The 25,704-nt window shown below is 70.7% G+C and carries 26 protein-coding genes and 1 other RNA gene; 15 read left to right on the top strand and 12 right to left on the bottom strand.

The window, feature by feature from the left end; translation table 11 throughout:
* Nucleotides 1-31: 31 nt before the first annotated feature.
* From JG616_RS00365 to asnS, 3 genes are read right to left on the bottom strand one after another with little or no spacing between them, the layout of a single operon-like run.
* The gene (locus JG616_RS00365) at nt 32-352 is read right to left on the bottom strand and encodes a hypothetical protein (RefSeq protein WP_199361996.1); all 321 of its coding nucleotides are present in this window, start codon (nt 350-352) and stop codon (nt 32-34) included.
* Nucleotides 349-654 (bottom strand): hypothetical protein, encoded by a 306-nt coding sequence (locus JG616_RS00370; protein ID WP_199391340.1) that lies wholly within the window; start codon nt 652-654, stop codon nt 349-351. Before JG616_RS00370 ends, JG616_RS00365 begins: the two co-directional genes overlap by 4 nt.
* A gap of 4 nt (nt 655-658) precedes the next feature.
* A complete protein-coding gene (gene asnS, locus JG616_RS00375; RefSeq protein ID WP_199391341.1) occupies nt 659-2,059 on the bottom strand; it encodes an asparagine--tRNA ligase in 1,401 nt (466 codons plus the stop codon).
* A 107-nt stretch (nt 2,060-2,166) separates the two neighbouring features.
* Here asnS and JG616_RS00380 point away from each other — a divergent pair, with 107 nt between their 5' ends.
* The 8 genes from JG616_RS00380 (at nt 2,167) to JG616_RS00415 (ending at nt 8,898) form a co-directional block, all read left to right on the top strand.
* Nucleotides 2,167-2,508, top strand: coding sequence for an iron-sulfur cluster assembly accessory protein (locus JG616_RS00380; protein WP_199391342.1), 342 nt, complete (start codon nt 2,167-2,169; stop codon nt 2,506-2,508).
* A gap of 497 nt (nt 2,509-3,005) precedes the next feature.
* Complete coding sequence (rpsF, locus tag JG616_RS00385) at nt 3,006-3,443, top strand: 30S ribosomal protein S6 (RefSeq protein WP_199362000.1); 438 nt, start codon at nt 3,006-3,008, stop codon at nt 3,441-3,443.
* Between the two features lie 11 nt (nt 3,444-3,454).
* On the top strand, nt 3,455-3,685 hold the full coding sequence (rpsR, locus tag JG616_RS00390; protein WP_055247656.1) for a 30S ribosomal protein S18: 231 nt from the start codon (nt 3,455-3,457) through the stop codon (nt 3,683-3,685).
* Between the two features lie 97 nt (nt 3,686-3,782).
* The gene (rplI, locus tag JG616_RS00395; protein WP_199362001.1) at nt 3,783-4,235 is read left to right on the top strand and encodes a 50S ribosomal protein L9; all 453 of its coding nucleotides are present in this window, start codon (nt 3,783-3,785) and stop codon (nt 4,233-4,235) included.
* A gap of 215 nt (nt 4,236-4,450) precedes the next feature.
* Complete coding sequence (locus JG616_RS00400) at nt 4,451-5,866, top strand: replicative DNA helicase (RefSeq protein ID WP_199362002.1); 1,416 nt, start codon at nt 4,451-4,453, stop codon at nt 5,864-5,866.
* Between the two features lie 5 nt (nt 5,867-5,871).
* On the top strand, nt 5,872-7,014 hold the full coding sequence (gene alr, locus JG616_RS00405; protein ID WP_199391343.1) for an alanine racemase: 1,143 nt from the start codon (nt 5,872-5,874) through the stop codon (nt 7,012-7,014).
* A 148-nt stretch (nt 7,015-7,162) separates the two neighbouring features.
* Nucleotides 7,163-7,789: an OmpA family protein gene (locus JG616_RS00410; RefSeq protein ID WP_235972882.1), complete on the top strand. Its 627-nt coding sequence runs from the start codon at nt 7,163-7,165 to the stop codon at nt 7,787-7,789.
* A gap of 383 nt (nt 7,790-8,172) precedes the next feature.
* A complete protein-coding gene (locus tag JG616_RS00415) occupies nt 8,173-8,898 on the top strand; it encodes a helix-turn-helix domain-containing protein (protein WP_199362005.1) in 726 nt (241 codons plus the stop codon).
* On the opposite strand, the gene JG616_RS00420 is transcribed toward JG616_RS00415, so the two are convergent.
* The 6 genes from JG616_RS00420 to ssrA all read right to left on the bottom strand — a co-directional run bounded on the left by JG616_RS00420 (nt 8,895) and on the right by ssrA (nt 15,724).
* On the bottom strand, nt 8,895-10,889 hold the full coding sequence (locus JG616_RS00420) for an ATP-binding protein (RefSeq protein WP_199362006.1): 1,995 nt from the start codon (nt 10,887-10,889) through the stop codon (nt 8,895-8,897). The genes JG616_RS00415 and JG616_RS00420 overlap by 4 nt on opposite strands.
* Nucleotides 10,886-11,638, bottom strand: a complete 753-nt coding sequence (locus JG616_RS00425) for a response regulator transcription factor (RefSeq protein WP_199391345.1) — start codon at nt 11,636-11,638, stop codon at nt 10,886-10,888. The genes JG616_RS00420 and JG616_RS00425 overlap by 4 nt, the downstream gene beginning before the upstream one ends.
* 102 nt (nt 11,639-11,740) lie before the next feature.
* A complete protein-coding gene (locus JG616_RS00430; protein WP_199362008.1) occupies nt 11,741-12,025 on the bottom strand; it encodes a hypothetical protein in 285 nt (94 codons plus the stop codon).
* Entirely contained in the window at nt 12,015-14,372 is a 2,358-nt protein-coding gene (locus JG616_RS00435) for an FdhF/YdeP family oxidoreductase (protein ID WP_199391346.1), read from the bottom strand. The genes JG616_RS00430 and JG616_RS00435 overlap by 11 nt, the downstream gene beginning before the upstream one ends.
* Nucleotides 14,369-15,202 (bottom strand): formate dehydrogenase accessory sulfurtransferase FdhD, encoded by an 834-nt coding sequence (gene fdhD, locus JG616_RS00440; protein ID WP_343224980.1) that lies wholly within the window; start codon nt 15,200-15,202, stop codon nt 14,369-14,371. The genes JG616_RS00435 and fdhD overlap by 4 nt, the downstream gene beginning before the upstream one ends.
* Before the next feature lie 168 nt (nt 15,203-15,370).
* Nucleotides 15,371-15,724: a transfer-messenger RNA gene (gene ssrA, locus JG616_RS00445) on the bottom strand.
* Nucleotides 15,725-15,887: 163 nt separating this feature from the next.
* Here ssrA and JG616_RS00450 point away from each other — a divergent pair.
* A complete protein-coding gene (locus JG616_RS00450) occupies nt 15,888-18,089 on the top strand; it encodes a CHASE domain-containing protein (RefSeq protein WP_199391348.1) in 2,202 nt (733 codons plus the stop codon).
* A gap of 8 nt (nt 18,090-18,097) precedes the next feature.
* On the opposite strand, the gene smpB is transcribed toward JG616_RS00450, so the two are convergent.
* Nucleotides 18,098-18,595: an SsrA-binding protein SmpB gene (smpB, locus tag JG616_RS00455; RefSeq protein WP_199391349.1), complete on the bottom strand. Its 498-nt coding sequence runs from the start codon at nt 18,593-18,595 to the stop codon at nt 18,098-18,100.
* 23 nt (nt 18,596-18,618) lie between these two features.
* Between smpB and JG616_RS00460 the strand changes: the two genes are divergently transcribed.
* On the top strand, nt 18,619-19,047 hold the full coding sequence (locus JG616_RS00460) for a type II toxin-antitoxin system RatA family toxin (RefSeq protein WP_199362013.1): 429 nt from the start codon (nt 18,619-18,621) through the stop codon (nt 19,045-19,047).
* 3 nt (nt 19,048-19,050) lie between these two features.
* Nucleotides 19,051-19,308: an RnfH family protein gene (locus JG616_RS00465; RefSeq protein ID WP_199391350.1), complete on the top strand. Its 258-nt coding sequence runs from the start codon at nt 19,051-19,053 to the stop codon at nt 19,306-19,308.
* 6 nt (nt 19,309-19,314) lie between these two features.
* On the opposite strand, the gene bamE is transcribed toward JG616_RS00465, so the two are convergent.
* Nucleotides 19,315-19,710, bottom strand: a complete 396-nt coding sequence (gene bamE / locus JG616_RS00470; protein ID WP_199391919.1) for an outer membrane protein assembly factor BamE — start codon at nt 19,708-19,710, stop codon at nt 19,315-19,317.
* 106 nt (nt 19,711-19,816) lie between these two features.
* Here bamE and fur point away from each other — a divergent pair, with 106 nt between their 5' ends.
* Complete coding sequence (gene fur, locus JG616_RS00475; RefSeq protein ID WP_199362015.1) at nt 19,817-20,221, top strand: ferric iron uptake transcriptional regulator; 405 nt, start codon at nt 19,817-19,819, stop codon at nt 20,219-20,221.
* Nucleotides 20,222-20,229: 8 nt separating this feature from the next.
* On the opposite strand, the gene recN is transcribed toward fur, so the two are convergent.
* Entirely contained in the window at nt 20,230-21,909 is a 1,680-nt protein-coding gene (gene recN / locus JG616_RS00480; RefSeq protein WP_199391351.1) for a DNA repair protein RecN, read from the bottom strand.
* Nucleotides 21,910-21,999: 90 nt separating this feature from the next.
* Between recN and hrcA the strand changes: the two genes are divergently transcribed.
* The 3 genes from hrcA (at nt 22,000) to dnaK (ending at nt 25,637) form a co-directional block, all read left to right on the top strand.
* Nucleotides 22,000-23,091: a heat-inducible transcriptional repressor HrcA gene (hrcA, locus tag JG616_RS00485; protein WP_199362017.1), complete on the top strand. Its 1,092-nt coding sequence runs from the start codon at nt 22,000-22,002 to the stop codon at nt 23,089-23,091.
* Nucleotides 23,088-23,597, top strand: coding sequence for a nucleotide exchange factor GrpE (gene grpE, locus JG616_RS00490; RefSeq protein WP_199391352.1), 510 nt, complete (start codon nt 23,088-23,090; stop codon nt 23,595-23,597). Before hrcA ends, grpE begins: the two co-directional genes overlap by 4 nt.
* 114 nt (nt 23,598-23,711) lie before the next feature.
* Nucleotides 23,712-25,637 (top strand): molecular chaperone DnaK, encoded by a 1,926-nt coding sequence (gene dnaK / locus JG616_RS00495; RefSeq protein ID WP_199391353.1) that lies wholly within the window; start codon nt 23,712-23,714, stop codon nt 25,635-25,637.
* Nucleotides 25,638-25,704: the final 67 nt, after the last annotated feature.

Consider the following 25,704-nt stretch of genomic DNA (forward strand, 5'->3'; position numbering starts at 1 on the left):
TCTCCTTGCTGGTCTGGGGCGGGAGCCCCGGTCAGGCGTTGCCGCCGAAGGTCTGGATCATGCCGGCCTGCAGCACGCCCTCATCGTCGCCTTGTGGCGGCGTGAGCTCGCCGGGGAGGAAGCCGCGCTCGGCGGCATCGGCGTCGTCGAGGCCGTCGAAGGCCACGTATTCGGCATCCATCAGCATGGCGCGCGCGGTGTCCTCGCTGTCGTAGCCCAGGGTGTTGCCGTCGCTGTCGAGCACCTCGGCGGTGCCGCCCTCGCGCACGCGCAACCGGGCCCAGATGACCATGCGTCCAAGCGTGGCCAGCCACCATTCGTCACGCTGGCGACCGTCGTCGAAACCGGTCATGACAGCGCCACCGACCAGAGCCACAGGATCGCGGCGCCGGACAGCCCGAAGATCACCGTCGACAGCGCCACGCGGGCCGGCGTCGCCAGGCCGGTGAACGCAGGATCGCCGGTCTCGCGGTAGCCGCCGGACAGCAGCCACCACATCACCCGCGGCTTGAGGAACGCACCTTCGCCCAGGCGCTCGCGCACGGCGGGATGGAGGTCGCGCAGCTGCACCAGCGACAGCGGCCAGAAGATGATGTACGCGCTGGCGCCGGCGATGGCGACGCCGACGAAGCACAGGGCGAAGAACAGCAGCACGGCCTCAGTACTCCGCCGTGCCGGGCGCGCGCGGGTAGGGGATGGCGTCGCGGATGTTGGACAGCCCGCAGATGTAGACGATCAGGCGCTCGAAGCCGAGGCCGAAGCCGGCGTGCGGCACCGTGCCGTAGCGGCGGAAGTCGCGGTACCAGCCATAGAGCTCGCGATCAAGGCCGAACTGGTCCATGCGCGCGTCGAGCACGTCGAGCCGCTCCTCGCGCTGCGAGCCGCCGATGATCTCGCCGATGCCCGGGGCCAGCACGTCCATCGCGGCGACGGTCCTGCCGTCGTCGTTGAGGCGCATGTAGAACGCCTTGATGTGCTCCGGATAGTTGGTCACCACCACCGGCCGGCCGACGTGCTGCTCGGTCAGCCAGCGCTCGTGCTCGGTCTGCAGGTCCAGGCCCCATTCCACCGGGAAGTCGAACTTGTGGCCGGATTTCTGCAGCAGTTCCACCGCATCGGTGTATTCGATGCGCTCGAACGGCGCATTGATGAACGACTCCAGCCGCGTGATCGCGTCCTTCTGCACGCGCTCGGCGATGAAGGCCATGTCGTCGCCGCGCTCGTCGAGCACCGCCTTGAACAGGTACTTGAGGAACTCCTCGGAGATGCGTGCGGTCTCGGCCAGGTCGGCGAAGGCGATCTCCGGCTCGATCATCCAGAACTCGGCCAGGTGGCGCGTGGTGTGGCTGTTCTCGGCGCGGAAGGTCGGACCGAAGGTGTAGACCTTGCTCATCGCGAGCGCGAAGGCCTCGACGTTGAGCTGGCCCGAGACGGTGAGGAAGGTTTCCTTGCCGAAGAAGTCGCGGTCGAAGTCCACGCTGCCGTCCTTGCCGCGCGGCAGGTTGGCGAGATCGAGCGTGGACACGCGGAACATCTGCCCCGCGCCCTCGGCGTCGGAGGTGGTGATGATCGGCGTGTTGACCCAGTAGTAGCCGTTCTCGTGGAAATAGCGGTGCGCGGCCTGCGCCAGGCAGTGGCGGATGCGGGTGACCGCGCCGAACAGGTTGGTGCGCGGACGCAGGTGGGCGACCTCGCGCAGGAACTCGAGCGAATGCGCCTTGGGCTGGATCGGATAGGTTTCCGGATCCTCCACCCAGCCGACGACCTCGATCGACTCCGCCTGGATCTCGAAGCTCTGGCCCTGGCCCTGCGACGCCACCAGGGTGCCGGTGGCAATCACCGAACAGCCGGCGGTCAGGCGCTTCACCTCGGCCTCGTAGTTGGCAAGCGTGGACGGCGCGACCACCTGGATCGGCGCGAAGCACGAGCCATCGCTGACGTTGACGAAGCTCAGCCCGGCCTTGGAATCGCGCCGGGTGCGCACCCAGCCGCGGACCGTGACTTCGCCGCCGGCGGCGACCTTGCCCGCGAGCGCGTGTTCGACGCTGACAACCGTCATGCCTTGAATCCTTGAATGGAGGGACCGATACAGGGAGTGTGAGTTTACCGGACCCATCGCCGCGCGGATGCCGGATCCGCGCCGGCCCCACGGAGTAGAATGACGCCATGGCCATCACCCTTGCACCCGCCGCCCTCGAACGCGTGAAGGGCTACCTCGCATCTTCTCCCGCGGCCCTCGGGCTGCGCTTCGGCGTCAACCGCACCGGCTGCTCCGGCTGGGGCTATGCGGTCGATCTCGCACGCGACGAGCGCCCCGGCGACACGGTGTTCGAGCAGGACGGCGTGCGCATCTTCGTCGACGCCGACAGCCTGCCCCTGGTCGACGGCACCGAAATGGACTTCCTCAAGCAGGGCCTGAACGAGCAGTTCACCTTCAGCAACCCGAAGGCCGCCGCCGCCTGCGGCTGCGGCGAAAGCTTCACCACCGACGCCGACAAGGTCGCCTGACCTCCTTGCTCCTGTAGGAGCCGCTATCGCGGCGAACCGCACTCGCGTGTGATTCCGTTCTGGCAGCATCTTCAATGCGGCCTCTTCGTGACGTCCACGCTGCAGGAGGCGGCTGGCGGGGGGAGTGCTCCGCCCCGCCGCCAGCCATCCATGGCTGGAAGCGGGGGCGTGGGCCATCCATGGCCCACTCTCCGCACTCTCCCCACCATCCACCTCCTGCACCGCCGCCGGCGGCCTCGTGGTGGACGACACCAACCATCACCCCGCGTCGGCACGTCGCACCCCTCCCTTGCAGCGGCACGCGTCCCACACGAGGCCCGCGGTCGACACCCGGCGGCCAAGTCGCCCCGGGTTGCGCCACCAGCAGCCCCGCTGCCATAATGCGCGGCTCCCGTTTTTCCGGGAGTCCCTTGCCCCACGGCGTCCTCCAGGGACCGTCCGGGGGCTGTCCCGGCCAGCGGCGTTCCGCCCGCGGCCGATATCCACGAGGAAACAACATGCGTCACTACGAGATCGTGTTCCTGGTCCATCCGGACCAGAGTGAACAGGTGCCGGCCATGGTCGAGCGCTACAAGACCCTGATCGAAGGTTCCGAAGGCAAGATCCACCGCCTCGAGGACTGGGGTCGTCGCCAGCTGGCGTATCCGATCGACAACCTGGTCAAGGCCCACTACGTGCTCATGAACATCGAGGCCGGCCAGTCCGTGCTCGACGAGCTGATCGAGGGCTTCCGCTTCAACGACGCCATCCTCCGCCACCTCGTGGTCCGCCGCGAAGAGGCCGATACCGAGCAGTCGCTGATCATGAAGAACAAGGACGAGAAGCCGGAGAAGCCCGACCGTCCGGAGCGTGGCGAGCGCCGCCGCCGTGACGACGAGGAAGGCGAGGGCGAGAAGCCCGCCGCCGACACCGACGACAACTCCGAAGCCGCCTGAGGATCACCGACATGTCCAAGTTCTTCCGCCGCCGCAAGTTCTGCAAGTTCACCGCCGAGGGCGTCAAGGAGATCGATTACAAGGATCTCAACACCCTGCGCCAGAACCTGACCGAGAACGGCAAGATCGTTCCCAGCCGCATCACCGGCACCAAGTCGAAGTACCAGCGCCAGCTCGCCACCGCCGTCAAGCGCGCGCGTTTCCTGGCCCTGATCCCGTACACCGACAACCACAACGTCTGATCCCGCGCCGCCCCAGGGCGGCCCGGCCACCGTCCATTCGGACAGCAACGGTTGCGGCGCGCGTGGGTGCGCCGCTAACGAATACGGAGTACATCCCATGGATCTGATCCTCCTGCAGAAGGTCGTCAACCTCGGCAACCTTGGCGACAAGGTCAGCGTGAAGCCCGGCTACGGCCGCAACTTCCTCGTGCCGCAGGGCAAGGCCGTCCCGGCCACCGCCGCCAACCTGGCCGGTTTCGAGACGCGCCGCGCCGAGTACGAGGCCAAGGCACAGTCGAGCCTGGACGAGGCCAACACGCGCGTCGCCGCGCTCGAAGGCGCGAGCGTCACCGTCTACGCCAATGCGTCGACCGAGGGCAAGCTGTACGGCTCGGTCGGTCCGCGCGACATCGCCGAGGCCCTGACCAAGGCCGGCACCCCGGTCGAGAAGTCCGAAGTGGTGATGGGCGAGGGCGCCTTCCGCACCGTCGGCGAGTACGAGGTCGTCGTGCACCTGCACGCCGACGTCGAGACCACCGTCAAGGTCGTGGTCGAACCCGAAGCCGCCTGAGCCATCACGGTCGGGACTGGAGCGGGCGCCTCTCGGGGCGCCCGTTTCCGTTTCCGGCGTCCGCGGTCGCGGTTCCTGCGATACCCACCGGTTATCCACAGGGTTGTCTGCAACGCTTCCCGGCCGGGGGCCTTTACGATGTCAGTCCGACACAGCACCAGGGGCCGCGGCGACGGTCCCACCAGGGGAGTCCCGATAGTGACGAGCGTGCAGCGATGAGCGCCAGACCCGGCTTCAAGCGTGACGGCCGCGACCCGCACGGGCGTGGCGATGCCCGGGTCGAACACCTGCGCCTTCCGCCCCAGTCGGTCGAGGCCGAGCAGGCCGTCATCGGCGGGCTGATGCTGTCGCCCGAGGCCTATGACCGCGTCGGCGACCAGCTCGACGAGGTCGACTTCTACCGCCGCGACCACCAGCTGATCTTCCGCGCCATCAAGGAACTGGCCGAGCGCAACCGTCCGTTCGACGCGGTGACGCTCGGCGAGTGGTTCGAATCGCAGGGCCAGTCCGAGCTGGTGGCCGGCGGCGCCTACCTGGTGGAGCTCGCCACCACCACGCCGTCGGCCGCGAACATCGTGGCCTATGCCGAAATCGTCCGCGACAAGGCGGTGCTGCGGCAGCTGATCGAGGTCGGTACCGGCATCGTCAACGACGGCTTCCAGCCGGAGGGCCGCGAGAGCTCCGAGATCCTGGCCAAGGCCGAGCAGGACGTGTTCGCGATCGCCGAGGCCGGCAACCGCGGCCGCAAGGACTTCACCGCGGTCAACGACGCCATGAAGGACGCCTTCGACGTCCTGCAGACGCGCTATGCCGCCGGCGGCTCGATCACCGGCCTGCCCACCGGCTACGTCGAGTTCGACGAGATGACCGCCGGCCTGCAGCCCACCGACCTGATCATCCTGGCCGCGCGCCCGGCCATGGGCAAGACCACGCTGGCGCTCAACATCGCCGAATACGCGGCGATGAAGACCAGGAAGCCGGTGGCCGTGTTCTCGATGGAAATGTCGGCCAGCCAGCTCGCGCTGCGCCTGATCTCCTCGGTCGGCCGCGTCAACGCCGCGCGCCTGCGCACCGGCCAGCTCGAGGACGAGGACTGGAGCCGCATCTCGAGCGCGATCCGGCTGCTGAAGGAAACCAAGATCTTCATCGACGACACGCCCGCGCTGTCGCCCGACGCCCTACGCGCCAAGGCGCGCCGGCTCAAGCGCGAGCACGGCCTGGGCATGATCATGATCGACTACCTGCAGCTGATGCAGGTGCCGGGCAACAGCGAGAACCGCGCCACCGAGATCTCCGAGATCAGCCGCTCGCTGAAGGCGCTGGCGAAGGAGCTCAACGTGCCGGTGATGGCGCTGTCGCAGCTCAACCGCTCGCTGGAAACGCGCACGGACAAGCGCCCGGTGATGGCGGACCTGCGCGAGTCCGGCGCGATCGAGCAGGACGCCGACCTGATCGTCTTCATCTACCGCGACGACTACTACAACAAGGAAAACTCACCCGACAAGGGCCTGGCCGAAGTGATCATCGGCAAGCATCGCAATGGCCCGACCGGCGCGGTGAAGCTCAAGTTCTTCGGCGAGTACACCCGCTTCGACAACCTCGCCCACGACTCGGTCGGAAGCTTCGAGTAGATCCCGTGAGCCTGCCCGTTTCCGAACGCCCGACCCGCGCCCTGGTCGACCTGGGCCGCATCGCGGGCAACCTGCACGCGATCCGCGCGCACGTCGGCGTGCCGGTGATGGCCATCGTCAAGGCCAATGCCTATGGCCACGGCCTGGTGCCGGTGGCGCGCCACCTGCAGTCGGTGGGCGTCGAGCACCTGGGCGTCGCATTCCCCGAAGAGGGCATCGCGCTGCGCCGCGCCGGCATCACCGTGCCGATCCTGGTACTGGGCGGCGTGTTCGCGCCGCAGGTGGCGCAGTACATCGCGCACGACCTGCAGATCACCGTCTCGTCGCTGGAGAAGCTGCACCAGGTCGAGGCCACGGCCGAGGCCATGGGCCAGCGCGCCACCGTGCACCTGAAGGTCGACACCGGCATGCAGCGCATCGGCGTGCACGCCTGGAGCGCCGGTCCCTTCATCGAGGCGGCGGTGGCCTCGCGCTGGATCACCCTGGCCGGCATCTTTTCCCACCTGGCCTGCGCGGACGAGCCCGACTCGCCGATGACCGCGCTGCAGCTGGAGCGCTTCGAGGAGGCCTGCGCGCATTTCCCGCGCATCGGCGCGCCGATGCCGCCGCGGCACATCGCCAACTCCGGCGGCGTGCTGCACTTCCCGCAGGCGCGCCTGGACATGGTGCGGCCCGGCATCATGCTCTACGGCGTCCTGCCGGGCGCCGCCTGCCGGCCGACGGTGGCGGTGGAGCCGGCGATGAGCCTGGTCTCGCGGGTGGTGTACTTCAAGGTGGTCGAGGCCGGGCACACGGTCAGCTACGGCGGCAGCTGGGCGCCGACCCGCGATACCCGCGTGCTGACCATCCCGATCGGCTACGGCGACGGCTTTCCGCGTGCGCTGTCCTCACGGGGCTCGGTGCTGATCCACGGGCAGCGCTTCCCGATCGTCGGCCGGGTCTGCATGGACCAGTTCATGGTCGATATCGGCGAACAGAGCGCCTGGAACGAGGACGAGGTCGTGCTGATCGGCCGACAGGGCACCGGGGAACTTCGCGTCGAGCAGGTCGCCGAAGCGGCCGGCATGATTCCCTACGAGGTCCTGGTGGGCCTGAACGACCGGATCCCCCGGCTGTACAGCGGCGGAGACTATCCGGCGGCTGAATAGGGCAGGTCCCCATCACTTCACGCGGACGCTTTCGCGGTTAGCGTGGCCCCCGTTCATCCAACAGGGCGCCCGCCGCCCGCCACAGGAGCCTCCCACCATGCGCACGTCGCCCCGTATCATCCTTGCCTCGCTCGCCGCCAGCGCGGTCATGCTCACCAGCTGCGCCAGCTACACCGGCCAGACCAGCGATCCGAATGATCCGAACAAGACCCGCCGCGGCGCGCTGATCGGCGCCGGCATCGGCGCGGTGGCCGGCCTGCTGAGCGGTTCAGACGCCACCGAGCGTCGCCAGCGCGCGCTGGTGGGCGCCGGCGTGGGCGGCATCACCGGCGGCGCCGTCGGCGCCTACCAGGATCGCCAGGAGGCCGAACTGCGCCGCCAGACCGCCGGCACCGGCATCGTGGTCGACCGCGACGGCGACGTCATCAAGCTCAACCTGCCCGATGGCGTGACCTTCGATTTCAACAAGACCGACCTCAAGCCGCAGTTCTACCCGGCGCTCAACAACGTCGCGCGCACGCTGTCCGAGTACAACCAGACCATCGTGGAAGTCGCCGGTCACACCGACAATGTCGGTGGCGATGCGGTCAACCAGCGCATTTCCGAGCAGCGCGCCTCCTCGGTGGCCAACTACCTGATCGGCCAGGGCCTGATGCGCGAGCGCTTCGAGGTCGTGGGCTTCGGCAAGTCGATGCCGATCGCCGACAATGCGACCGAGCAGGGCCGCGCCCTGAACCGCCGCGTCGAGATCCGCGTGGTGCCGCTGCAGGGCTGACGCGACGCGCGACGCGCGCCCCCATGCGCAACGCGCACGCATGTCCGCATGAAAGGCCGCCGCAAGGCGGCCTTTCATTTGGTTGTTCCGGCGGGACGCTTGGCGGTGCTGCGATGCGATGCCTGCTGCCGCTCATGTCCCCCGGCTCCGGCCTGCGGCCGAAGCCTCCTCCTTGACTTCCCCTCAGCAGGCCATGCGTCAAAGCGCCTCGGCGCCGCACCCCCTCGCCTTCCTCAGTTCCGGGATGAACGTTGTCATTTGCGTCTGCGTAATCCCTGCGCAGTCCGCCGCCGTTACATACGGTTACAAACCGTTACCGCCCGCTGCCCGTGCGCGCGTGGCGGCTGAATAGAGTGGCTGGCATCGCGACGCAGGAGCCGCCCATGTTCCACAACGCCATGTCCAGCCAGTCCGCCGCCCGCGGCCAGGCAGGTGACTGGTCCTCCGACCGCCAGCAGCACGCGGCGCCGGCGCTTGAATCGCTGCTGCTGCGCTGGCCGCCGCGGGTGCACCGGATGGAGCCGCGCCAGGCGCTGTTCCATGCTGGCCAGCCGCGCCACTCGCTCTATTACGTGCGCAGCGGCTGCTTCAAGACCAGCGTGCTGAGCGAGGACGGCCGAGAGAAGATCACCGGCTTCCGCATGCGCGGCGACCTGCTGGGCCTCGACTCGGTGGACATGCCGGCCCATGCCTGCGATGCGGTGGCGCTGGACGGGGCCGAAGTCTGGGAGCTGCCCTGCGCGCGCCTGCAGGACATGCTGCCAGAGATCCAGTCGCGGGTGACCGCCATGCTCGCCGGCGAAATCCGCCGCGACTGGCGCTGGATGCTGGCCATCGGCACGCTGGGCGCCGACCAGCGCGTGGTCGCGTTCCTGCTCGACCTGTCGGCGCGCTTTGCCACCCTGGCCCTCGACCCTGAGCTGCTGCAGCTGCGCATGACCCGCGCCGAGCTCGGCAACTTCCTCTCGCTGACCCTGGAAACCGTGACCCGCGCGCTGTCGCGCATGCAGGCCCGCGGCATGATCGAAGTCAGCGGCCGACGCATCCGCATCGTTGACGAGGGGGGCCTGCGCGCGGTGCTCGCCGGCGAGGACGAGCGCTGCCACTAGCGCGCGAGTTCGTCGCGCACGGCCTCCACCAGCACCTCGCGTCGCCAGGGCTTGCGCAACAGCCGCAGGCCCGAGGTGGCCGCCGCGTCCGCGGCGTGTTCCTCGTCGCCCGAGGTCAGCAGCACCGGCAGGCCCGGTCGCAGCCCGCGGGCGGCGACCGCCAGGCGCTTGCCGTCCATGCCGGGGCCCAGCATCACGTCGGTGAAGAGCAGGGCGAAGCCGTCATCCTCGCGCAGGCGCACCAGGGCCGCCTCGGCGTCGGCGACCGCCTCGACGGCGTAGCCGCCCGTGCGCAGGAAGGCGACGGTGATCGCGCGCACCGCAGGGTCATCCTCGACCACCAGTACGCGCTCGCCGCTGCCCGATGACGACGCGGCGGACACAGGCGTTGCCGGCGCGTCATTCGCGCCGGCGCCACCCAGCGGGAGGTACAGCCGGGCCTCGGTGCCCACGCCCGGGCTGCTGTCGATCTCCAGGTCGCCGCCGCTCTGGCGCGCGAAGCCATGCACCATGCTGAGGCCCAGGCCGCTGCCGCGCTCGCGGCCCTTGGTCGTGAAGAACGGCTCCATGGCGCGCGCCAGCACGTCCGCCGGCATGCCGCGTCCGGTGTCGCGCACCGAGAGCCGCAGGTAGCGCCCTGCGGGCAGGCCGGGCCGGGGCCGCTTGACGCTTTCCTCGCCGGCCCCGAGCACGATCTCGCCGCCCTGCGGCAGCGCATCGCGCGCGTTGAGCACCAGGTTGAGCAGCGCGGCTTCCAGCTGGCCGGCGTCGATGCAGGCGGACGAGACGCCGTCCTCGACCTCGAGCCGCAGCCGCACGGCGTCCCCCAGCGTGCTCCGCAGCACCCGCTCGACGTCGTGCAGCAGCGCCGGGACGTCGACCTCGCGCGGCAGCAGGCGCTGGCGGCGCGCGAAGGCCAGCAGCTTGGCGGTGAGCTCGGCACCGCGGCCGACCGTGCGCAGGGCGCTGGCCAGCAGTTCGCGTCCCGAGTCGCTGGCGACCTCCGTCTCCAGCAGCTGCAGGCTGCCCGACATCACCGTCAGCAGGTTGTTGAAGTCATGCGCCACGCCGCCGGTCAGCTGGCCGATCGCGTCCAGGCGGTGGGCATGCGCGAGCTGTTCCTCGGCGCGGCGCTGCTGCACGAATGCGCCGAGCGTGGCAGCCGCGGACTGCAGGAGGTGGCGCGTGTCGTGGTCGAAGCGGCGTGGTTCGCGGGCGCTGGCCAGCAGGGCGCCGGCCACGCGGTGGCGTTCGAGCACCGGGACCATGACCGCGCTGCCCGAGGGCGGCAGCGGCAGCGGGAACAGGGCGGCTGCCGACGGATCGACGGCGACGTCGTCGATGATCCAGGCCTCGCGGTGCTGGCCGGCGAAGGGCCGCGGCGTGGTGCCGGCGACGCTCCACGCCGGGCCGATGGCCGCGCGGACTCCCGCCGGGTGGGCATCGTGCGGGGCCGCCAGGATCGCCACCGAGTCGACGCCGAGGGCCTCGGCCAGCAGGCCGGGCAGCAGCTCGAGCAATTCCGCCTCGGTGCCGGTCTCCAGCGCCAGCTGTCCGATGCGCGCGGCGATGGCGTCGTAGCGCGCCCGCGCCAGCGCCTGGCGCACGCGCTGGGTGCCGGAGATGTCGCGCACCGACGCCAGGTAGCGCGGGCCGGCGGTCGATTGCAGCGGACTCAGCGCGATCTCGACCGCGAATTCGCTGCCGTCGCTGCGCAGTCCGGTCAGGGTCTGACCGGTCGCGCCCATGGGCCGCACGTGCGGCTGGCCCATGTAGCGGTCGCGGTAGTCGCGGTGGCGCGCGCGCGCCGCGGCCGGCAGCAGGTCCTCGATCTCACGGCCTTCGAGGCTGCCGCGCGGGTGGCCGAACAGCGCTTCCGCCTGGCCGTTGGCGTGCAGGATGCGGCCGTCGGGACCGATCACCACCAGCGCGTCGGGCACGGCTTCGAACAGTCCCGGGATGGCGTGAACGGGCAGTGCGCCGTCGCTCATGCCGGCCGCACCTCGGCGGCAAGCAGGTAGCCGAGGCCGCGCACCGAGCGGATGAGGTCCGGGTTCGCCGGGTCCGGCTCCACCTTGCGCCGCAGGCGCGCGACGCCGACGTCGATCGCGCGGTCGAAGGGCCCGGCTTCGCGGCCGTACAGGCTGGTCATCAGCTCGTCGCGGCTGCGGACCTCGTTGGGCCGCTCGAGCAGGGCGCGCAGCAGGTCGAATTCACCGGTGGTGAGCGGGATCTCGGTGCCGGCGGCGTCATGCATCCGCCGCGCCGCCAGGTCGACGACCAGGTGCGCGAACGCCAACCGGCGCGGCGTGTCGGCCACCGGCTGCGCCTCGACCGGCGCGGCGCGGCGCAGCACCGAACGGATGCGCGCCAGCAGCTCGCGGAAGTCGAAAGGCTTGGCGACGTAATCGTCGGCGCCCAGCTCGAGCCCGACCACGCGCTCCACCGCGCCGCCGCGGCCGCTGACCACGATCACCGGCCCCTGCCAGTGGGTGCGCAACTGCTGAAGCAGCGAGAGGCCGTCGACGTCGGGCAGGCCGAGGTCGAGCAGGACGACGTCGGGCGCGGCCGCGGCCAGGGCGAGGTGCATGTCGGCGCCGGTGTGCGCGGCGCGGACGGCGAAGCCATGTGCGCCCAGGTAGCGGTCGATGAGGTCGACGATGTCGGTGTCGTCGTCGACGACCAGGACGTCGGGACGCCCCGTGGTCAAGGCTGCAGCCGGGTTGGCGTCGGACGTCATGCTGGGTGGTGCGGGCGCGCTCGGCGGGACCGACAGGATCGCACAGGGCACCGCGGAAGGCGCCCGCCCGACGCCGCACGCGGACCCGCCGCGTGGTTGACGCTACGGCGGCTCCGGCGCCGCCGGGGACGCGTGCGGGAGGCTGGCCAGCAGTGCCTGGCCCGTGGCGGTCAGCTGCACCAGGGTGCGCGTGCCGTCATCGCGCGTGCGCACCCAGCCGGGTGCGGCGTGGTCGCCGATCGGATCCTCGCCGATCCACGCCAGCATGCGCAGCAGCACGCTCATGCGCAGCCCCAGGCGCTTGCACAGGCGCGCGCTCGACACCCCGTCGGGATGCCCGGCCAGTTCGGCCAGGAGCGCGTGGAGCAGGGCCGCGTCAGCCGACAACGGCGGCGGGGATGTCGCGCTGGCGCGCCGCGGCGCCGTCGGGACGGTGGGGAGCCAGCACGACCGGGACCGACTTGGAGGTGGGCGTGCGCGAGCCTTCGGCGAAGCTCGACAGCGGCACCAGCGGATTGGTCTCGGGGTAGTAAGCCGCCAGGCAGCCGCGCGGGATGTCGTAGGCGACCAGCAGGAAGCCCCTGGCCTGCCGGCGCACGCCGTCGTCGGCCAGGCTCTCCAGATCGACCCGGTCGCCGGCCTGCATGCCGAGTGCGGCGATGTCGTCGGCGTGGGTGAAGAGCACCCGCCGCTCGCCGAAAACGCCGCGGTAGCGGTCATCCAGTCCGTAGATGGTGGTGTTGTACTGGTCGTGGGAGCGCATGGTCGCCAGCAGGAACACCGGCGGCGCGTCCAGGGCGGCGCCCGCCGCGCGCGCGCGGTGGATCGGGTTGTCGACCGGCACCGCGGCCGCGATGAAGGCCGCCTTGCCGCTCGCGGTGTCCCAGCGCCGCTCGCGGGCGCCGTTGGGCAGGCGGAAGCCTCCCGGCACGCGCACGCGTGCGTTGAAGTCGTGGAAGTCGTCGAACACGCGCGCGACCAGGTCGCGGATGCGGTCGTAGTCCTCGACCAGCCAGGACCAGTCGACCGTCGACTGCTCGCCCAGCGTGGCCTGCGCCAAGCGCGCGATGATCGCGGGCTCCGACAGCAGGGTGGCCGATGCCGGCGGCCGGATGCCTGCCGACAGGTGCACCATGCTCATCGAGTCCTCCACCGTGACGGCCTGCGGTCCGCTCGCCTGCAGGTCGATTTCGGTCCGGCCGAGGCAGGGCAGGATCAGCGCCTCGCGCCCGTGCACCAGGTGGCTGCGGTTGAGCTTGGTGGCCACGTGCACGGTGAGCGCGCAGGTGCGCAGGCCGCGCGCGGTGGCCCCGGTGTCGGGGGTGGCGGCGGCGAAGTTGCCGCCCATGGCGAAGAACACCCGCGCGCGGCCGTCGAGCATGGCCTCGATCGCCGCCACGGTGTCGTAGCCTTCCGCGCGCGGCGGTTCGAAGCCGAACACCTCGCGCAGGCGGTCGAGGAAGGCGGCAGGCGGCCTCTCCCAGATCATCATCGTGCGGTCGCCCTGCACGTTGCTGTGGCCGCGCACCGGGCACAGCCCGGCGCCCGGGCGGCCGAGGTTGCCGCGCAGCAGCATCAGGTTGGCGATCATGCGGATGGTCGCGACCGAGTGCCGGTGCTGGGTGATGCCCATGCCCCAGCAGGCGATCACGCGCTCGGACTGCAGGTAGAGATCACCCGCCTGGCGCAGGCGGGCCGGGTCGAGTCCCGACTCGGCGGCGATCGTGTCCCAGGACTCCGCGCGCACATCGGCGGCGAAGGCCTCGAAGCCGGTGGTGTGTTCGGCGATGAAGGCGCGGTCGAGGAGCGAAGGCCGGCCCTGCGCCAGGGCCTCGTCGTCGCGCTCGAGCACGTGCTTGACCATGCCCTTCACCGCGGCCAGGTCGCCACCGATCTTCAGCTGGAAGTAGTCCGACGCGATCCGGGTCGAGCCGCCGCGCAGCATCTCCAGCTTGTCCTGCGGGTCGGCAAAGCGCTCCAGTCCGCGCTCGCGCAGCGGATTGAACGCGGCGATCCTGCAGCCGCGCCTGGCCGCGTCGCGCAGCTCGCCGAGCATGCGCGGGTGGTTGGTGCCCGGGTTCTGGCCGAACACCAGGATGCAGTCGGCCTGCTCGAAGTCCTGCAGCGAGACAGTGCCCTTGCCGACGCCGACCTGCGGCTTGAGCGCGGTGCCCGAGGACTCGTGGCACATGTTCGAGCAGTCGGGGAAATTGTTGGTCCCGTACTCCCGTACGAACAGCTGGTACAGGAAGGCGGCCTCGTTCGACGTGCGGCCCGAGGTATAGAAGATCGCCTGGTCGGGCGAGGGCAGGGCCCTGAGATGGCCTGCGATCAGCGCGAAGGCCTCGTCCCAGGTCGCAGGGACGTAGTGGCCGGTCGCCGCGTCGTAGCGCATCGGCGTGGTGAGCCGGCCCTGGGATTCGAGCCAGTGGTCGCTGTATTCCGACAGCCGCGCGACGCTGTGGCGGGCGAACAGCTCCGGCCCGGCGCGGTGGCGCGTGGCCTCGGCGGCAACGGCCTTGGCGCCGTTCTCGCAGAACTCGAAGGTGGAGGTGTGGTCGCGGTCGGGCCAGGCGCAGCCGGGACAGTCGAAGCCGTCCGGCTGGTTGGCGTGGAGCAGGGCGCGGGCGCCACCGAGGCCGACGTCCTCCCTGACCAGCTGGCGGGCGACGCTCCTGAGCGCGTCCCAGCCGCCGGCCGGGCCGTCGTACCTGCGGATCGGGCCGTCGCTCATGGCGGCGTACCTGCGCTGGCCCCGGTGTCGCCGGACGCAGCTGGCCGGTCGGCAAGCAGCCGCCGGGGATGCGTGTAGACCGCCTGGCCGTCGTCGCGGGCGAAGCCCAGCAGGGTCAGGTCCGCATGCTCGGCCAGCGAGATCGCGAGTGCGGTCGGCGCCGAGATCGCGGCCATGAAGGAGATGCCGGCGCTGGCCGCCTTCATGGCCATTTCGTAGCTGGCGCGGCTGGTGACCACGAGGAAGCCGGCTTCGGGCTGATGGCCGGCGGCGGCCATGGCGCCGATCAGCTTGTCGAGGGCGTTGTGGCGACCGACGTCCTCGCGCGCCAGCAGCAGGCTGCCGTCCAGTGCCATCCAGCCCGCGGCATGCGCCGCGCCGGTGAGCGCGGTGAGCGCCTGCGCGGCGCGCAGTTCGCCCAGGGCGCGGCGCAGCGCGGCGGTGGTCACCCGCACGTCGGATGCGACCGGCGGCGGATAGCGCAGGGCCGCCTCCAGCAGCTCACTGCCGCAGACCCCGCAGCCGCTGCGGCCGGCCATGCTGCGCCGGCGCCGGGCCAGTGCCTGCGCGCGCGCAGCGGGAATGCGCAGCCGCACTTCGATGCCTTCGATGAAGGTCTCGATGTGCTCGACCGACACGTCCGCCAGGCGCTCCACGATGCCCTCGCTGAGCGCGAAGCCGGTGGCGAAATCGGCGATGTCGGCGGGCGTGGCCATCATCACCGCGAAGGGCTGGTCGTTGTAGACGAAGGCCACCGGGACCTCCTCGGCGACATGGTCCTCGACGTGCCGGACCTCGCCGCCGCGCCAGCGCTCGACCCCGCGCAGCACGCTGCCGGCGCCTGGAGCGGCCGCATGCGTGGCGGCAACGCCGGAGTTCGCAATGGGAGCGGGTGCGCGTGACATGCGCCTAGGATGCCGCAAGCGCGCCCCGGAGGCAGGTTTCCGGGGCCCGGACAGCAGGAAGCCCGCATCGCGGCGGGCTTCCTGGTCCTGCGTTGGTGGAGGTGGCGGGAATTGAACCCGCGTCCGAAGGCACTCCATCCCCGGCCCTACATGCTTAGCCCACCGTTGGATCTCGTCACCCGGCAGCACGGTGTGCGAAGCGCGCCGGATGACCAGCCTGTCAGTTCAACCGCGGAAGACAGGCAACCTCCGCGGCTGGATTCCCGTGATAATGACCCTACATCCACGAGCACAGGCACAAGTGGGTTCGGGGCTTACGCCTTAAGCGGCGAGAGCGTAGTTGTCGTCGTTGGCAACTAGAAGTTTGCCGCTGGATTTACGAGGAAAGCTGCCCCCTCGGCATGCACCAGGCGATTTCGCGACCCCCGTCGAAGCCAGTACACCCCCGTATCCGGGACAGCTGGCGTCTGCCGGGTGGCAGAGAACGCGCTTGACGTCCCCAGTATAGGGGCGCATCGGCGGGCCGCAAGGGACGCGACGTTGGACGAAGACCGGCGTTCAGCCCCGCCCGCGGGGGCAAAGCGCGGCGCACGCGCTATTCTGGCCGCGGATGAGCACTCGCGACGACATCTCCGCCGGCGAACCGATGCCGGCCCGCCAGGGCTACATGCTGGCCACCCTGGTCCTGGTCGCCTCGCTCAGCCTGGTGGTGATCTATGCGATGGGCGCCGGGAACCGCGAACGCGCGCTGGCCGAGGCGCGGCTGGCCGTCGAGGCCGAGCAGGTGGTCGCCGGGCTGCGCCAGCAGCTGCTGACCTACGAGCTCATCACCCGCGGCGGCGTGTCCCTGCTCGCCGCCGTGGACCGGCCCAGTCCGCGCCAGTGGCGCAATTACGCCGAGGGCCTGGATCTTCCGAGGCGCTTCCCGGCGATGCTCGGCCTCTGCTATGCGGCCGCCATGTCGCCGGCGCAGCTGCAGGATTTCCAGCTTGAACAGCGCCAGGCCACGCGCCTGCTGTTCCGCGTGGATCCGCCGGGTGCGCGCGCGGAATACGGGCCGATCGTGCTGCTCGAGCCCCAGGTCGTCGCCACGGCCGACGCGGTCGGCTTCGACATGCTGACCGAGCCGGTGCAGGCGGCCGCGATGTCGGCGGCGCGGGCCAGCGCCTCGGCACGCATCACCGCGCCGATGCCCGCGGTGCAGCAGGGCGCGGGGCCCGGGCTGGTGATCTATGCGCCGGTGTACCGCAGCGGCATCGTGCCGGCCAATGCCTCGGCGCGCACGGCGGCGCTGGCGGGCTGGGTCTGCGCGCCGTTCCGCCTGGACCTCTTCGTCGCCAATGCGCTGCCGGAAGGCCGCGAAGGCTTTTCGATGCGGATCGTCGACATCGGCGAGGCCGACGGTCCCACGGTCGAGGCCACGGAGGCCGAACTGCCGGTCTTCCCGGTCGACGGCGCCGCGCCTGCCGCCGGCACGGTCGAGGGCGCGAGCCACAGCGTGGTCGAGGAGGTCTACGGCCGACGCTGGCGACTGGACTTCCACCAGGATCCGGGGCCGGACGACGATGCCGGCCTGCTCGGGCCGACGGGAACCATCTACGTCGGCATGCTGGCGTCCCTGCTGCTGTTCGCGCTGGCGATGATCCTGGCGCGGACCCAGTCGCGCGCGCAGCAGATCGCGGTGCGCATGAGCGAGTCCTACCGGCGCAGCGAGCAGCGCTTCCGCGCGGCGATGCGCTTCTCGGCGATCGGCAAGGCCCTGCTGGATCGCGACGGCCGGATCATCGACAGCAACCTGGCCCTGGCCAACATCCTGCGCGCTTCGCCGGAAGAGCTGCTGGGCCGTGACTTCGAAGGTCTGTTCACCGGCTTCGACAGCGCGGCGGAAACGCGCGCGCGCGAAGCCACCGGCAGCGCCTACCGCGTCACCCGCGAACTGCGCCGGGAAGACGGCGACCTGCGCCACGTGCACCTGACCTATGCCCAGGTGCCGGGCGAGGAGGGCCAGGGCATCGCCAGCCTGGTGCAGGTCGAGGACATCAGCGACCGCCTGCGCGCCGAGGCCCGGGTGCTGGCGCTCAACCGCACCCTCGAGGCGCGCGTCGTGCTTCGCACGCGCGAGCTGACGCGCGCCAACGAGGAGCTGGAGTCGTTCGCGTACACCATCTCGCACGACCTGCGCGCCCCGCTGCGCGCCATCGACGGTTTCAGCCGCATGGTCGTCGACCGCCATGGCGACGCCTTCGACGAAACCGGCCGCGCCTACATCGCCCGCGTGCGCGCCGCCACCGCGCGCATGGGCGAGCTGATCGATGCACTGCTGAAGATGTCGCGCGTCTCGCGCGGTGAGCTGAAGCGCGAGCCGCTGGATCTTTCGGCGATGGCTGACGACCTCGTCGCCGAGCTCCGACAGGCCGAGCCGGGGCGCGAGGTCGATGTCCGGATCGAGCCGGGGCTGCACGCGTCGGGCGACAGCGCGCTGGTGCGCAACCTGCTGGGGAACCTGTTGGCGAACGCCTGGAAGTTCACCCGCGACGCCACCGGCGCGCGCATCGGATTCCACCGGGTGTCGGAGGGCGGGCACGACTGGTTCGAGATCGCCGACAACGGCGTCGGCTTCGACCAGGCCTATGCCAACAAACTGTTCCGGCCGTTCCAGCGCCTGCACGCGGCCGACGCGTTCAGCGGCGAAGGCATCGGCCTGGCCTCGGTCAAGCGCATCATCGAACGCCATGGCGGCACCATCACCGGCGCCGGCGTGCCGGGGCAGGGCGCGCGTTTCCGCTTCACGCTGCCCGACGATCCGGGCTAGCGCAGGGCTCAGGCGTCGCGGTTGTGGCGGCGCATCACGCGCTGCTTGTCGCGCTGCCAGTCGCGGTCCTTGGCGACGTCGCGCTTGTCGTGGTCCTGCTTGCCCTTGGCCAGGGCGATCTCGGCCTTGACCTTGTTGCCCTTCCAGTAGAGCGCGGTGGGCACGATGGTGTAACCCTCGCGCTGCACCAGGCCGACCAGCTTGTCGATCTCGTGCCGGTGCAGCAGCAGTTTGCGCGTGCGCCGCTCCTCGGCGACCACGTGGGTCGAGGCCTGGATCAGCGGCGTGACCTGGGCACCGAACAGGAACAGCTCGCCGCCGCGGACCACGGCGTAGCTTTCGCCGATGTTGGCGCGGCCGGCACGGATCGATTTCAGCTCCCAGCCCTGCAGGGCAAGGCCCGCCTCGTAGCGCTCGCCGAGCGCGTACTCGTAGCGCGCGCGCTTGTTGAGCGCGATCGTGCCCCCGTCCCTGGCCTTTCCCTTATCCTTTGCGTTCTTGCCCATCGCGCCATTCTCCCACACCGCCCATGCCCACGATCACCCGGTCCGCACTGGTCGAGCACTCCGCCGCGCGGATGTTCCAGCTGGTCAACGACGTCGAAGCCTATCCGCGTCGCTTCGCCTGGTGCAGCGGTGCCGAAGTGGTCGAAGCGGGACCGGATCGGGTGCTGGGACGGCTCGAACTGGGCATCGGCGGCATCAGCACCTGGTTCACCACCGAGAACCGGCTGCAGCCGCCGCACCGCATCGACATGGCGCTGCGTGACGGTCCGTTCCGCAGGCTCGAAGGGCGCTGGGATTTCCACGCGCTCGACGAGTCGGCCTGCAAGGTCACCCTGGTCCTCGATTTCGAGCCGCGCAGCCGGTTGCTGGTGCCCGCGCTGAAGCTCGGGCTGCAGGGGCTGGCCGACCGCATGGTCGACGATTTCGTGCGCGTGGCCGACGCGGCGGACTGAGCCATGCGCGTGGAGGTGGTGCTGGCACTGCCGCGCGCGCACCGCGCCGTCGTGGTCGAGCTGGATGCCGATGCCACGCTCGGCGAGGCGGTGGCCGCGAGCGGACTGCCGCTCGCCGGCGTCGACGGCTATGCGGTGTTCGGCGTGCGCGCCGGCGAGGAGACCCGGCTCGGCGACGGTGACCGCGTGGAACTGCTGCGGCCGCTGCAGGTCGATCCCAAGGATGCGCGCCGGCGCAGGGCCGCCCGCGGTGCGCGCTGACGCGGACTAGCGTCCGGCGCCGCGCTTGGCCGGGCGGGCGAGGTTGGGGCCGAACTGGCGGCGCACGTCCTGGATCAGCTGCTGGTTGCGCTCGGGGAAATAGTCGCCTTCCCAACGGGCCACCGAGTCGCCTTCGAAATGCACGACGAAGTTGCGCTTCTCGGTCTTCGAGCCGCGGCCCACGCGCTCGGTGGCGGTGTAGTCCCAGCGGTTCTGGTGGAACGGATCCTGGATCGACGGCGTGCCCAGCAGCGCCTCGACCTGCTGGCGGCTCATGCCCACCTGCAGCTGCTCGACGTTGGTCGGCGAGATCAGCGTGCCCTGGTAGACCGGCTGCTTGTAGATGATTCCGCAGCCCGCGGTGAGGCAGGCGGCGAGGGCGGTGACGATCAGCTTGTGCATCGGGAACCAGGTCGGGGCGGACATGCCGCGATGATACACTCGCCGGGCCACGGCAACCGGTCGACGGCGGCTGGCGCCCCCCAACCGCCTCACTGACGGGAGACGCATGGAAACCAACGAGTTGCGCAGGGCCGGACTGAAGGTCACCCATCCGCGCATGCGCATCCTGCAGCTGCTCGAGCAGGAGTCCTCGCGCCACCACATGACGGCCGAGGAGATCTATCGCCAGCTGCTGGATTCCGGCGACGAGATCGGCCTGGCGACGGTCTACCGCGTGCTGACCCAGTTCGAGGCCGCGGGCCTGGTGCTCAAGCACAACTTCGAAGGCGGCACGGCCGTCTACGAGATCGACCGCGGTGGCCACCACGACCACATGGTCGAGGTCGACACCGGCCGGATCATCGAGTTCGAAAGCCCCGAAATCGAGGCGCTGCAGCACGCGGTGGCCGAGAAGTACGGCTACATCCTCGAGGAGCACTCGCTGGTGCTCTACGTCCGCAAGAAGCGCTGAGTCCGGCCTCAGGCGACCGGCGACCCCTCCGCCTCGCTCAGCAGGCGCCTGGCTGCGGCCCGCGCCTCGCTGCTGACCTCGATCCCGCCCAGCATCCGCGCCAGCTCCTCCTGGCGGCCGGCGTCGTCGAGCAGGCGCACCGCGCTCTGGGTCATGTCCGCACGCTCGGCCTTGCTCACCCGGTAATGCGCGTGGCCCTGGGCCGCGACCTGCGGCAGGTGGGTCACGCAGAGCACCTGGCGGCGACTGCCCAGGTCGCGCAGCTTGCGCCCGACGATGCCGGCGACGTTGCCGCCGATGCCCGAGTCGACCTCGTCGAAGACCATGGTCTGGACCGCGTCCAGGCCGAGCGCGGCGACTTCGATCGCCAGCGAGATGCGCGAGAGCTCGCCGCCCGAGGCGACCTTGCGCAGCGGGCGCGGTGGCTGGCCGGCGTTGGCGGTGACCAGGAACTCGGCGCGCTCGGCGCCCTGCGCGTCGGGTGCGTCGGCCGCGATGGGTTCGAGCGCGATCTCGAAGCGGCCCCCGCCCATGCCCAGCTCGCCCACCAGGGCGGTGGTCGCCTTGCCCAGCGCGGTCGCGGCCCGGGCGCGAGCCTTGCCGAGCTTCGCCGCGGCCGTGCGCCACGCCGCCGCCGCGCCGGTGATCTCGGCGCCCAGGCCTTCCAGCCGCCTGGCGGAAGTGGCCAGCATCTCGAGTTCCGCGGCCAGCGCATCGCGGTGGCTCGCCAGGTCCTCGACCGGCACCCGATGCTTGCGCGAGAGTTCGTGCAGGCGCGAAAGCCGCGCGTCGTGCGCCTGCATCCGCGCGGGATCGATGTCGAGGTCGGCGCGGATGCGGTCGAGCAGCACCGCGGCCTCGTCAAGCTGGATCGCGGCGCCCTCGAGCAGGGCGTCCACGTCCCCGAGCCGTGCCTCGTGCGCGCGCATGCGCCCGAGCAGGGCGCGCAGCTGCTGCACCGCGGCGGGCAGGGCGTCGCTGTCGCCGCCCAGGCGTTCGAGCGCGGCGTCGCAGGCCTCCACGAGCTCGGCGCCATGCGCCTGGCGCCGGTGCGCGACCACCAGCTCGGCGATCGAGTCCGGCTCCAGCGCCTCGCGCTCCAGCTCGCCGAGCTGGTGGCCCAGGAAGTCGATCCGGTCCGAGACGTCGCCGGCCGCGTTGAGGCGCTCGTGCTCGCGCAGCAGCGCCGACCAGGCGCGTGCCGCCTGCGCGACGGCCGCCAGTTCCGCCTCGTGGCGGCCGTAGGCATCGAGCAGGGCCAGCTGGCTGCCGCGCGACAGCAGGGCCTGGTGTTCGTGCTGGCCGTGGATCTCCACCAGCAGCGCGGCCAGCGCGCCCAGCTGGGAGAGGGTGGCCGGACGGCCGTTGATCCAGGCCCGCGAGCCGCCGTCGGCGCGCAGGGTGCGCCGCAGCTGGCAGGCGGCGCCGTCGTCGAATTCCTGCTCGCGCAGCCAGCCCAGCGCCGCGGGTGAGTCGTCGAGCGTGAACTCGGCGTCGAGTTCGGCGCGCTGCGCGCCATGGCGGACCATGCCGCTGTCGGCGCGCAGCCCGGACAGGAAGCCCAGCGCGTCGACGATCAGCGACTTGCCGGCGCCGGTCTCGCCGGACACGACCGTGAGTCCCGGCCCGAATTCCAGTTCGGTGGCGGAGACGACGGCGAAATCCTTGATCGACAGGCGCTTGAGCATGGCGTGCGAATTGTGCCGCGGAGACGCGCAGCCTGTCATCGGCGAATCTCGCCGCTTGCGACGGGCGCCCGGCGGACGTATACCCGCGGCATGTCCCGACGCCCTGACGATCCCCTCGATGCACGCAGCCGCCAGCTGCTGCGCACCCTCATCGCGCGCCATATCCGCGACGGCGAGCCGGTCGGTTCGCAGACCCTGGCGCGCCATGCCGGACTGGACGTCAGTCCGGCGACGATCCGCAACATCCTGTCCGACCTCGAGGAGGTCGGCCTGCTGTCGGCACCGCATACCTCCGCCGGGCGCGTGCCCACCGCACGCGGCTACCGGGTCTTCGTCGACTCGCTGCTGCAGCTCAGCCCGCTCGAGGACGCCGAGTTCGACCGCCTGCGTGGCGGCCTGGCGCCCGGCGGCGGCACCCAGTCGCTGCTGGGCAATGCCTCGGAGCTGGTCTCGGCGATGACCCGCTTCGTCGGCGTGGTCAGCGTGCCGGGCCGCGAGCAGTTCGCCTTCCGCCAGATCGACTTCGTGCCCCTGGATGGTCAGCGGGTGATGGCGATCGTGGTCTTCGCCGACAACGAAGTGCAGAACCGCATCGTCCAGACCCGCCGCGCCTACGATGGCGCCGAGCTCGAGCGGGTCGCCAACTACCTCAACGCGAACTTCGCCGGGCAGCCGCTGCCGGCCATCCGCGCCGGCCTGCTGCGCGAGCTGAAGAGCGCGCGCAGCGAGCTCGAGGGGCTGCTGCGCGCCACCACCGAGCTCGCCGAGCAGGCGCTGGCGCCCGCCGGCGAGGACATGGTGGTGGCCGGCCAGGCCCGGCTGCTGGGGCTGCAGGACCTGGCCGACCTCGACCGCCTGCGCGAGCTGTTCGAGGCGTTTTCGGAAAAGCGCGAGATCCTGCAGCTCCTCGAGCGCACGGTGAAGGCCCAGGGCGTGCGGGTGTTCTTCGGCGAGGAAACCGGGGTCGCGCCGCTGGCGGGGATGTCGCTGGTGACCGCGCCCTACGGCGCCGGTGGCCGCGTGCTGGGCGTGCTCGGGGTGATCGGGCCGACCCGGATGGCCTACGACCGGGTCATCCCGGTAGTGCAGGCGACCGCCGAGGCGCTCGGCGCCGCCTTGAATCCCGACGCGGCATCCCCACTCAGTCCGGACCGAGCCATTCCGGACCCACGAGAGCGATGACCACCGAACAGACGCCCGACCACGCCGCCGAGGCGCCCGCAGACGACCTTCCGCTGGAAGACGTGATCGAAACCCTCCGCGCCGAGCTCGAGCAGGTGCGCGCGCAGTCCCTGGTGGACCGCGCCGACCTCGAGAACCAGCGCCGGCGGATGGAGCGCGACGTGCAGAACGCCTGTCGCTTCGCCAACAAGCAGCTCCTGGGCGACCTGCTGCCGGTGTTCGACAGCCTGGACGCCGCCCTCGTCGCCGCCGGCGGCTCCGGGCCGCTGCACGATGGCGTCGAGCTGACGCTCCGCGAGCTGCGCCGGGTCACCGGCAACCAGGGCCTGGTGCAGATCGCCCCGGCCGCGGGCGATGCGTTCAATCCCGAGCTGCACCAGGCCATGAGCGTGGTGGAGGCGGCGGGTGTCGAGGCCGGCGCGGTGGCCCAGCTGTTCCAGAAGGGCTACCGGCTCAACGAGCAGCTGCTGCGCCCGGCCATGGTGGCCGTGGCCAGTTCCGACTGAAGCAAGGCCTTCCCGGATGGTGCGCGGCGCTTGAAGGCGCCGCCGTCATCCCCAGATAGCAGTCATCGGCGGCGCGGCCGCTCCCCAGACCAAGATCCAAGAGGCTAGAGACCCATGGCAAAGATCATCGGCATCGACCTGGGCACGACCAATTCGTGCGTGGCGATCATGGACGGCGGCAAGGCCCGCGTCATCGAGAACAGCGAGGGCGACCGCACCACGCCGTCCGTCGTCGCCTACACCAAGGACGGCGAAGTGCTGGTCGGCGCGTCGGCCAAGCGCCAGGCCGTCACCAACCCGAAGAACACCTTCTACGCGGTGAAGCGCCTCATCGGCCGCAAGTTCACCGACGCCGAGGTCAAGAAGGACCTGGGCCTGGTGCCGTACGCGATCGTCGCGCACGACAACGGCGACGCCTGGGTACAGACCAGCGACGGCAAGAACCTGTCGGCGCAGGAAGTCTCCGCGCGCATCCTCGAGAAGATGAAGAAGACCGCCGAGGACTACCTGGGCGAGAAGGTCACCGAGGCCGTGATCACGGTGCCGGCGTACTTCAACGACTCGCAGCGCCAGGCGACCAAGGACGCCGGCCGCATCGCCGGGCTCGACGTCAAGCGCATCATCAACGAACCCACCGCGGCCGCACTGGCCTATGGCCTGGACAAGGACGGCGGCGACCGCAAGATCGCCGTGTACGACCTTGGCGGCGGCACCTTCGACATGTCGATCATCGAGATCGCCGAAGTCGACGGCGAGAAGCAGTTCGAGGTGCTGGCCACCAACGGCGACACCTTCCTGGGCGGCGAGGACTTCGACAAGCGCGTCATCGACTACCTGGTCGAGGAATTCCAGAAGGACTCCGGGCTCGACCTGCGCAAGGATCCGCTGGCCCTGCAGCGCCTGAAGGACGCCGCGGAGCGCGCCAAGATCGAGCTCTCCAGCGCCCAGCAGACGGAAGTGAACCTGCCCTACGTGACCGCCGACGCCTCGGGTCCCAAGCACCTCAACATCAAGCTGACCCGGGCCAAGCTCGAGGCGCTGGTCGAGGACCTGGTCAAGAAGACGATCGAGCCCTGCCGCGTCGCGCTCAACGACGCCGGCCTGCGCGCCAGCGACATCAACGAGGTGATCCTCGTCGGTGGCCAGACCCGCATGCCCAAGGTGCAGCAGGCCGTGGCCGAGTTCTTCGGCAAGGAGCCGCGCAAGGACGTGAACCCCGACGAGGCCGTCGCCATCGGCGCCGCGGTCCAGGGCGGCGTGCTGGCCGGCGACGTCAAGGACGTGCTGCTCCTCGACGTGACCCCGCTGTCGCTCGGCATCGAGACCCTGGGTGGCGTGTTCACCAAGATCATCGAGAAGAACACCACGATCCCGACCAAGGCTTCGCAGACCTTCTCCACCGCCGAGGACAACCAGTCCGCGGTCACCGTGCACGTGCTGCAGGGCGAGCGCGAACAGGCCCGCTACAACAAGTCGCTGGCCAAGTTCGACCTCAGCGGCATCGACGCCGCGCCGCGCGGCATGCCGCAGGTGGAAGTGTCGTTCGACATCGATGCCAACGGCATCGTGCACGTGACCGCCAAGGACAAGAAGACCGGCAAGGAGCAGAAGGTCGAGATCAAGGCCGGTTCGGGCCTGTCGGACGACGAGATCCAGCGGATGGTCGCCGACGCCGAGGCGCACCGCGAGGACGACAAGAAGTTCCACGAGCTGGTCGGCGCCCGCAACCAGGCCGATGCGCTGGTGCACGGCACCCGCAGCGCGATCAAGGACAACGGCGACAAGGTCCCCGGTGACGTGATCGGCCGCGTGGAGTCCGCGATCGCCGAGGTCGAGACCGCGATGAAGGGCGACGACAAGGGCCAGATCGAGGCCAAGACCAAGGCGCTGGAAGAGGTCGCGCAGGCGCTGTTCGCCGCGGCGGCAGCGGCCGGGCAGGGCGGTGAGGGCGAGGGCCCCGGCCAGGCCGACGCCGGCCAGGCCGACGACGTGGTCGACGCCGAGTTCACCGAAGTCAAGGACGACGACCGCAAGGCCTGATTCCCCGGGCGATTGTAGGAGCGGCCATGGCCGCGATCGCGACACCCGAGGCGGGGACCGGAATCGA

It is taken from the genome of Luteimonas sp. MC1895 (assembly GCF_016457215.1).
Taxonomy (GTDB): Bacteria; Pseudomonadota; Gammaproteobacteria; order Xanthomonadales; family Xanthomonadaceae; genus Luteimonas.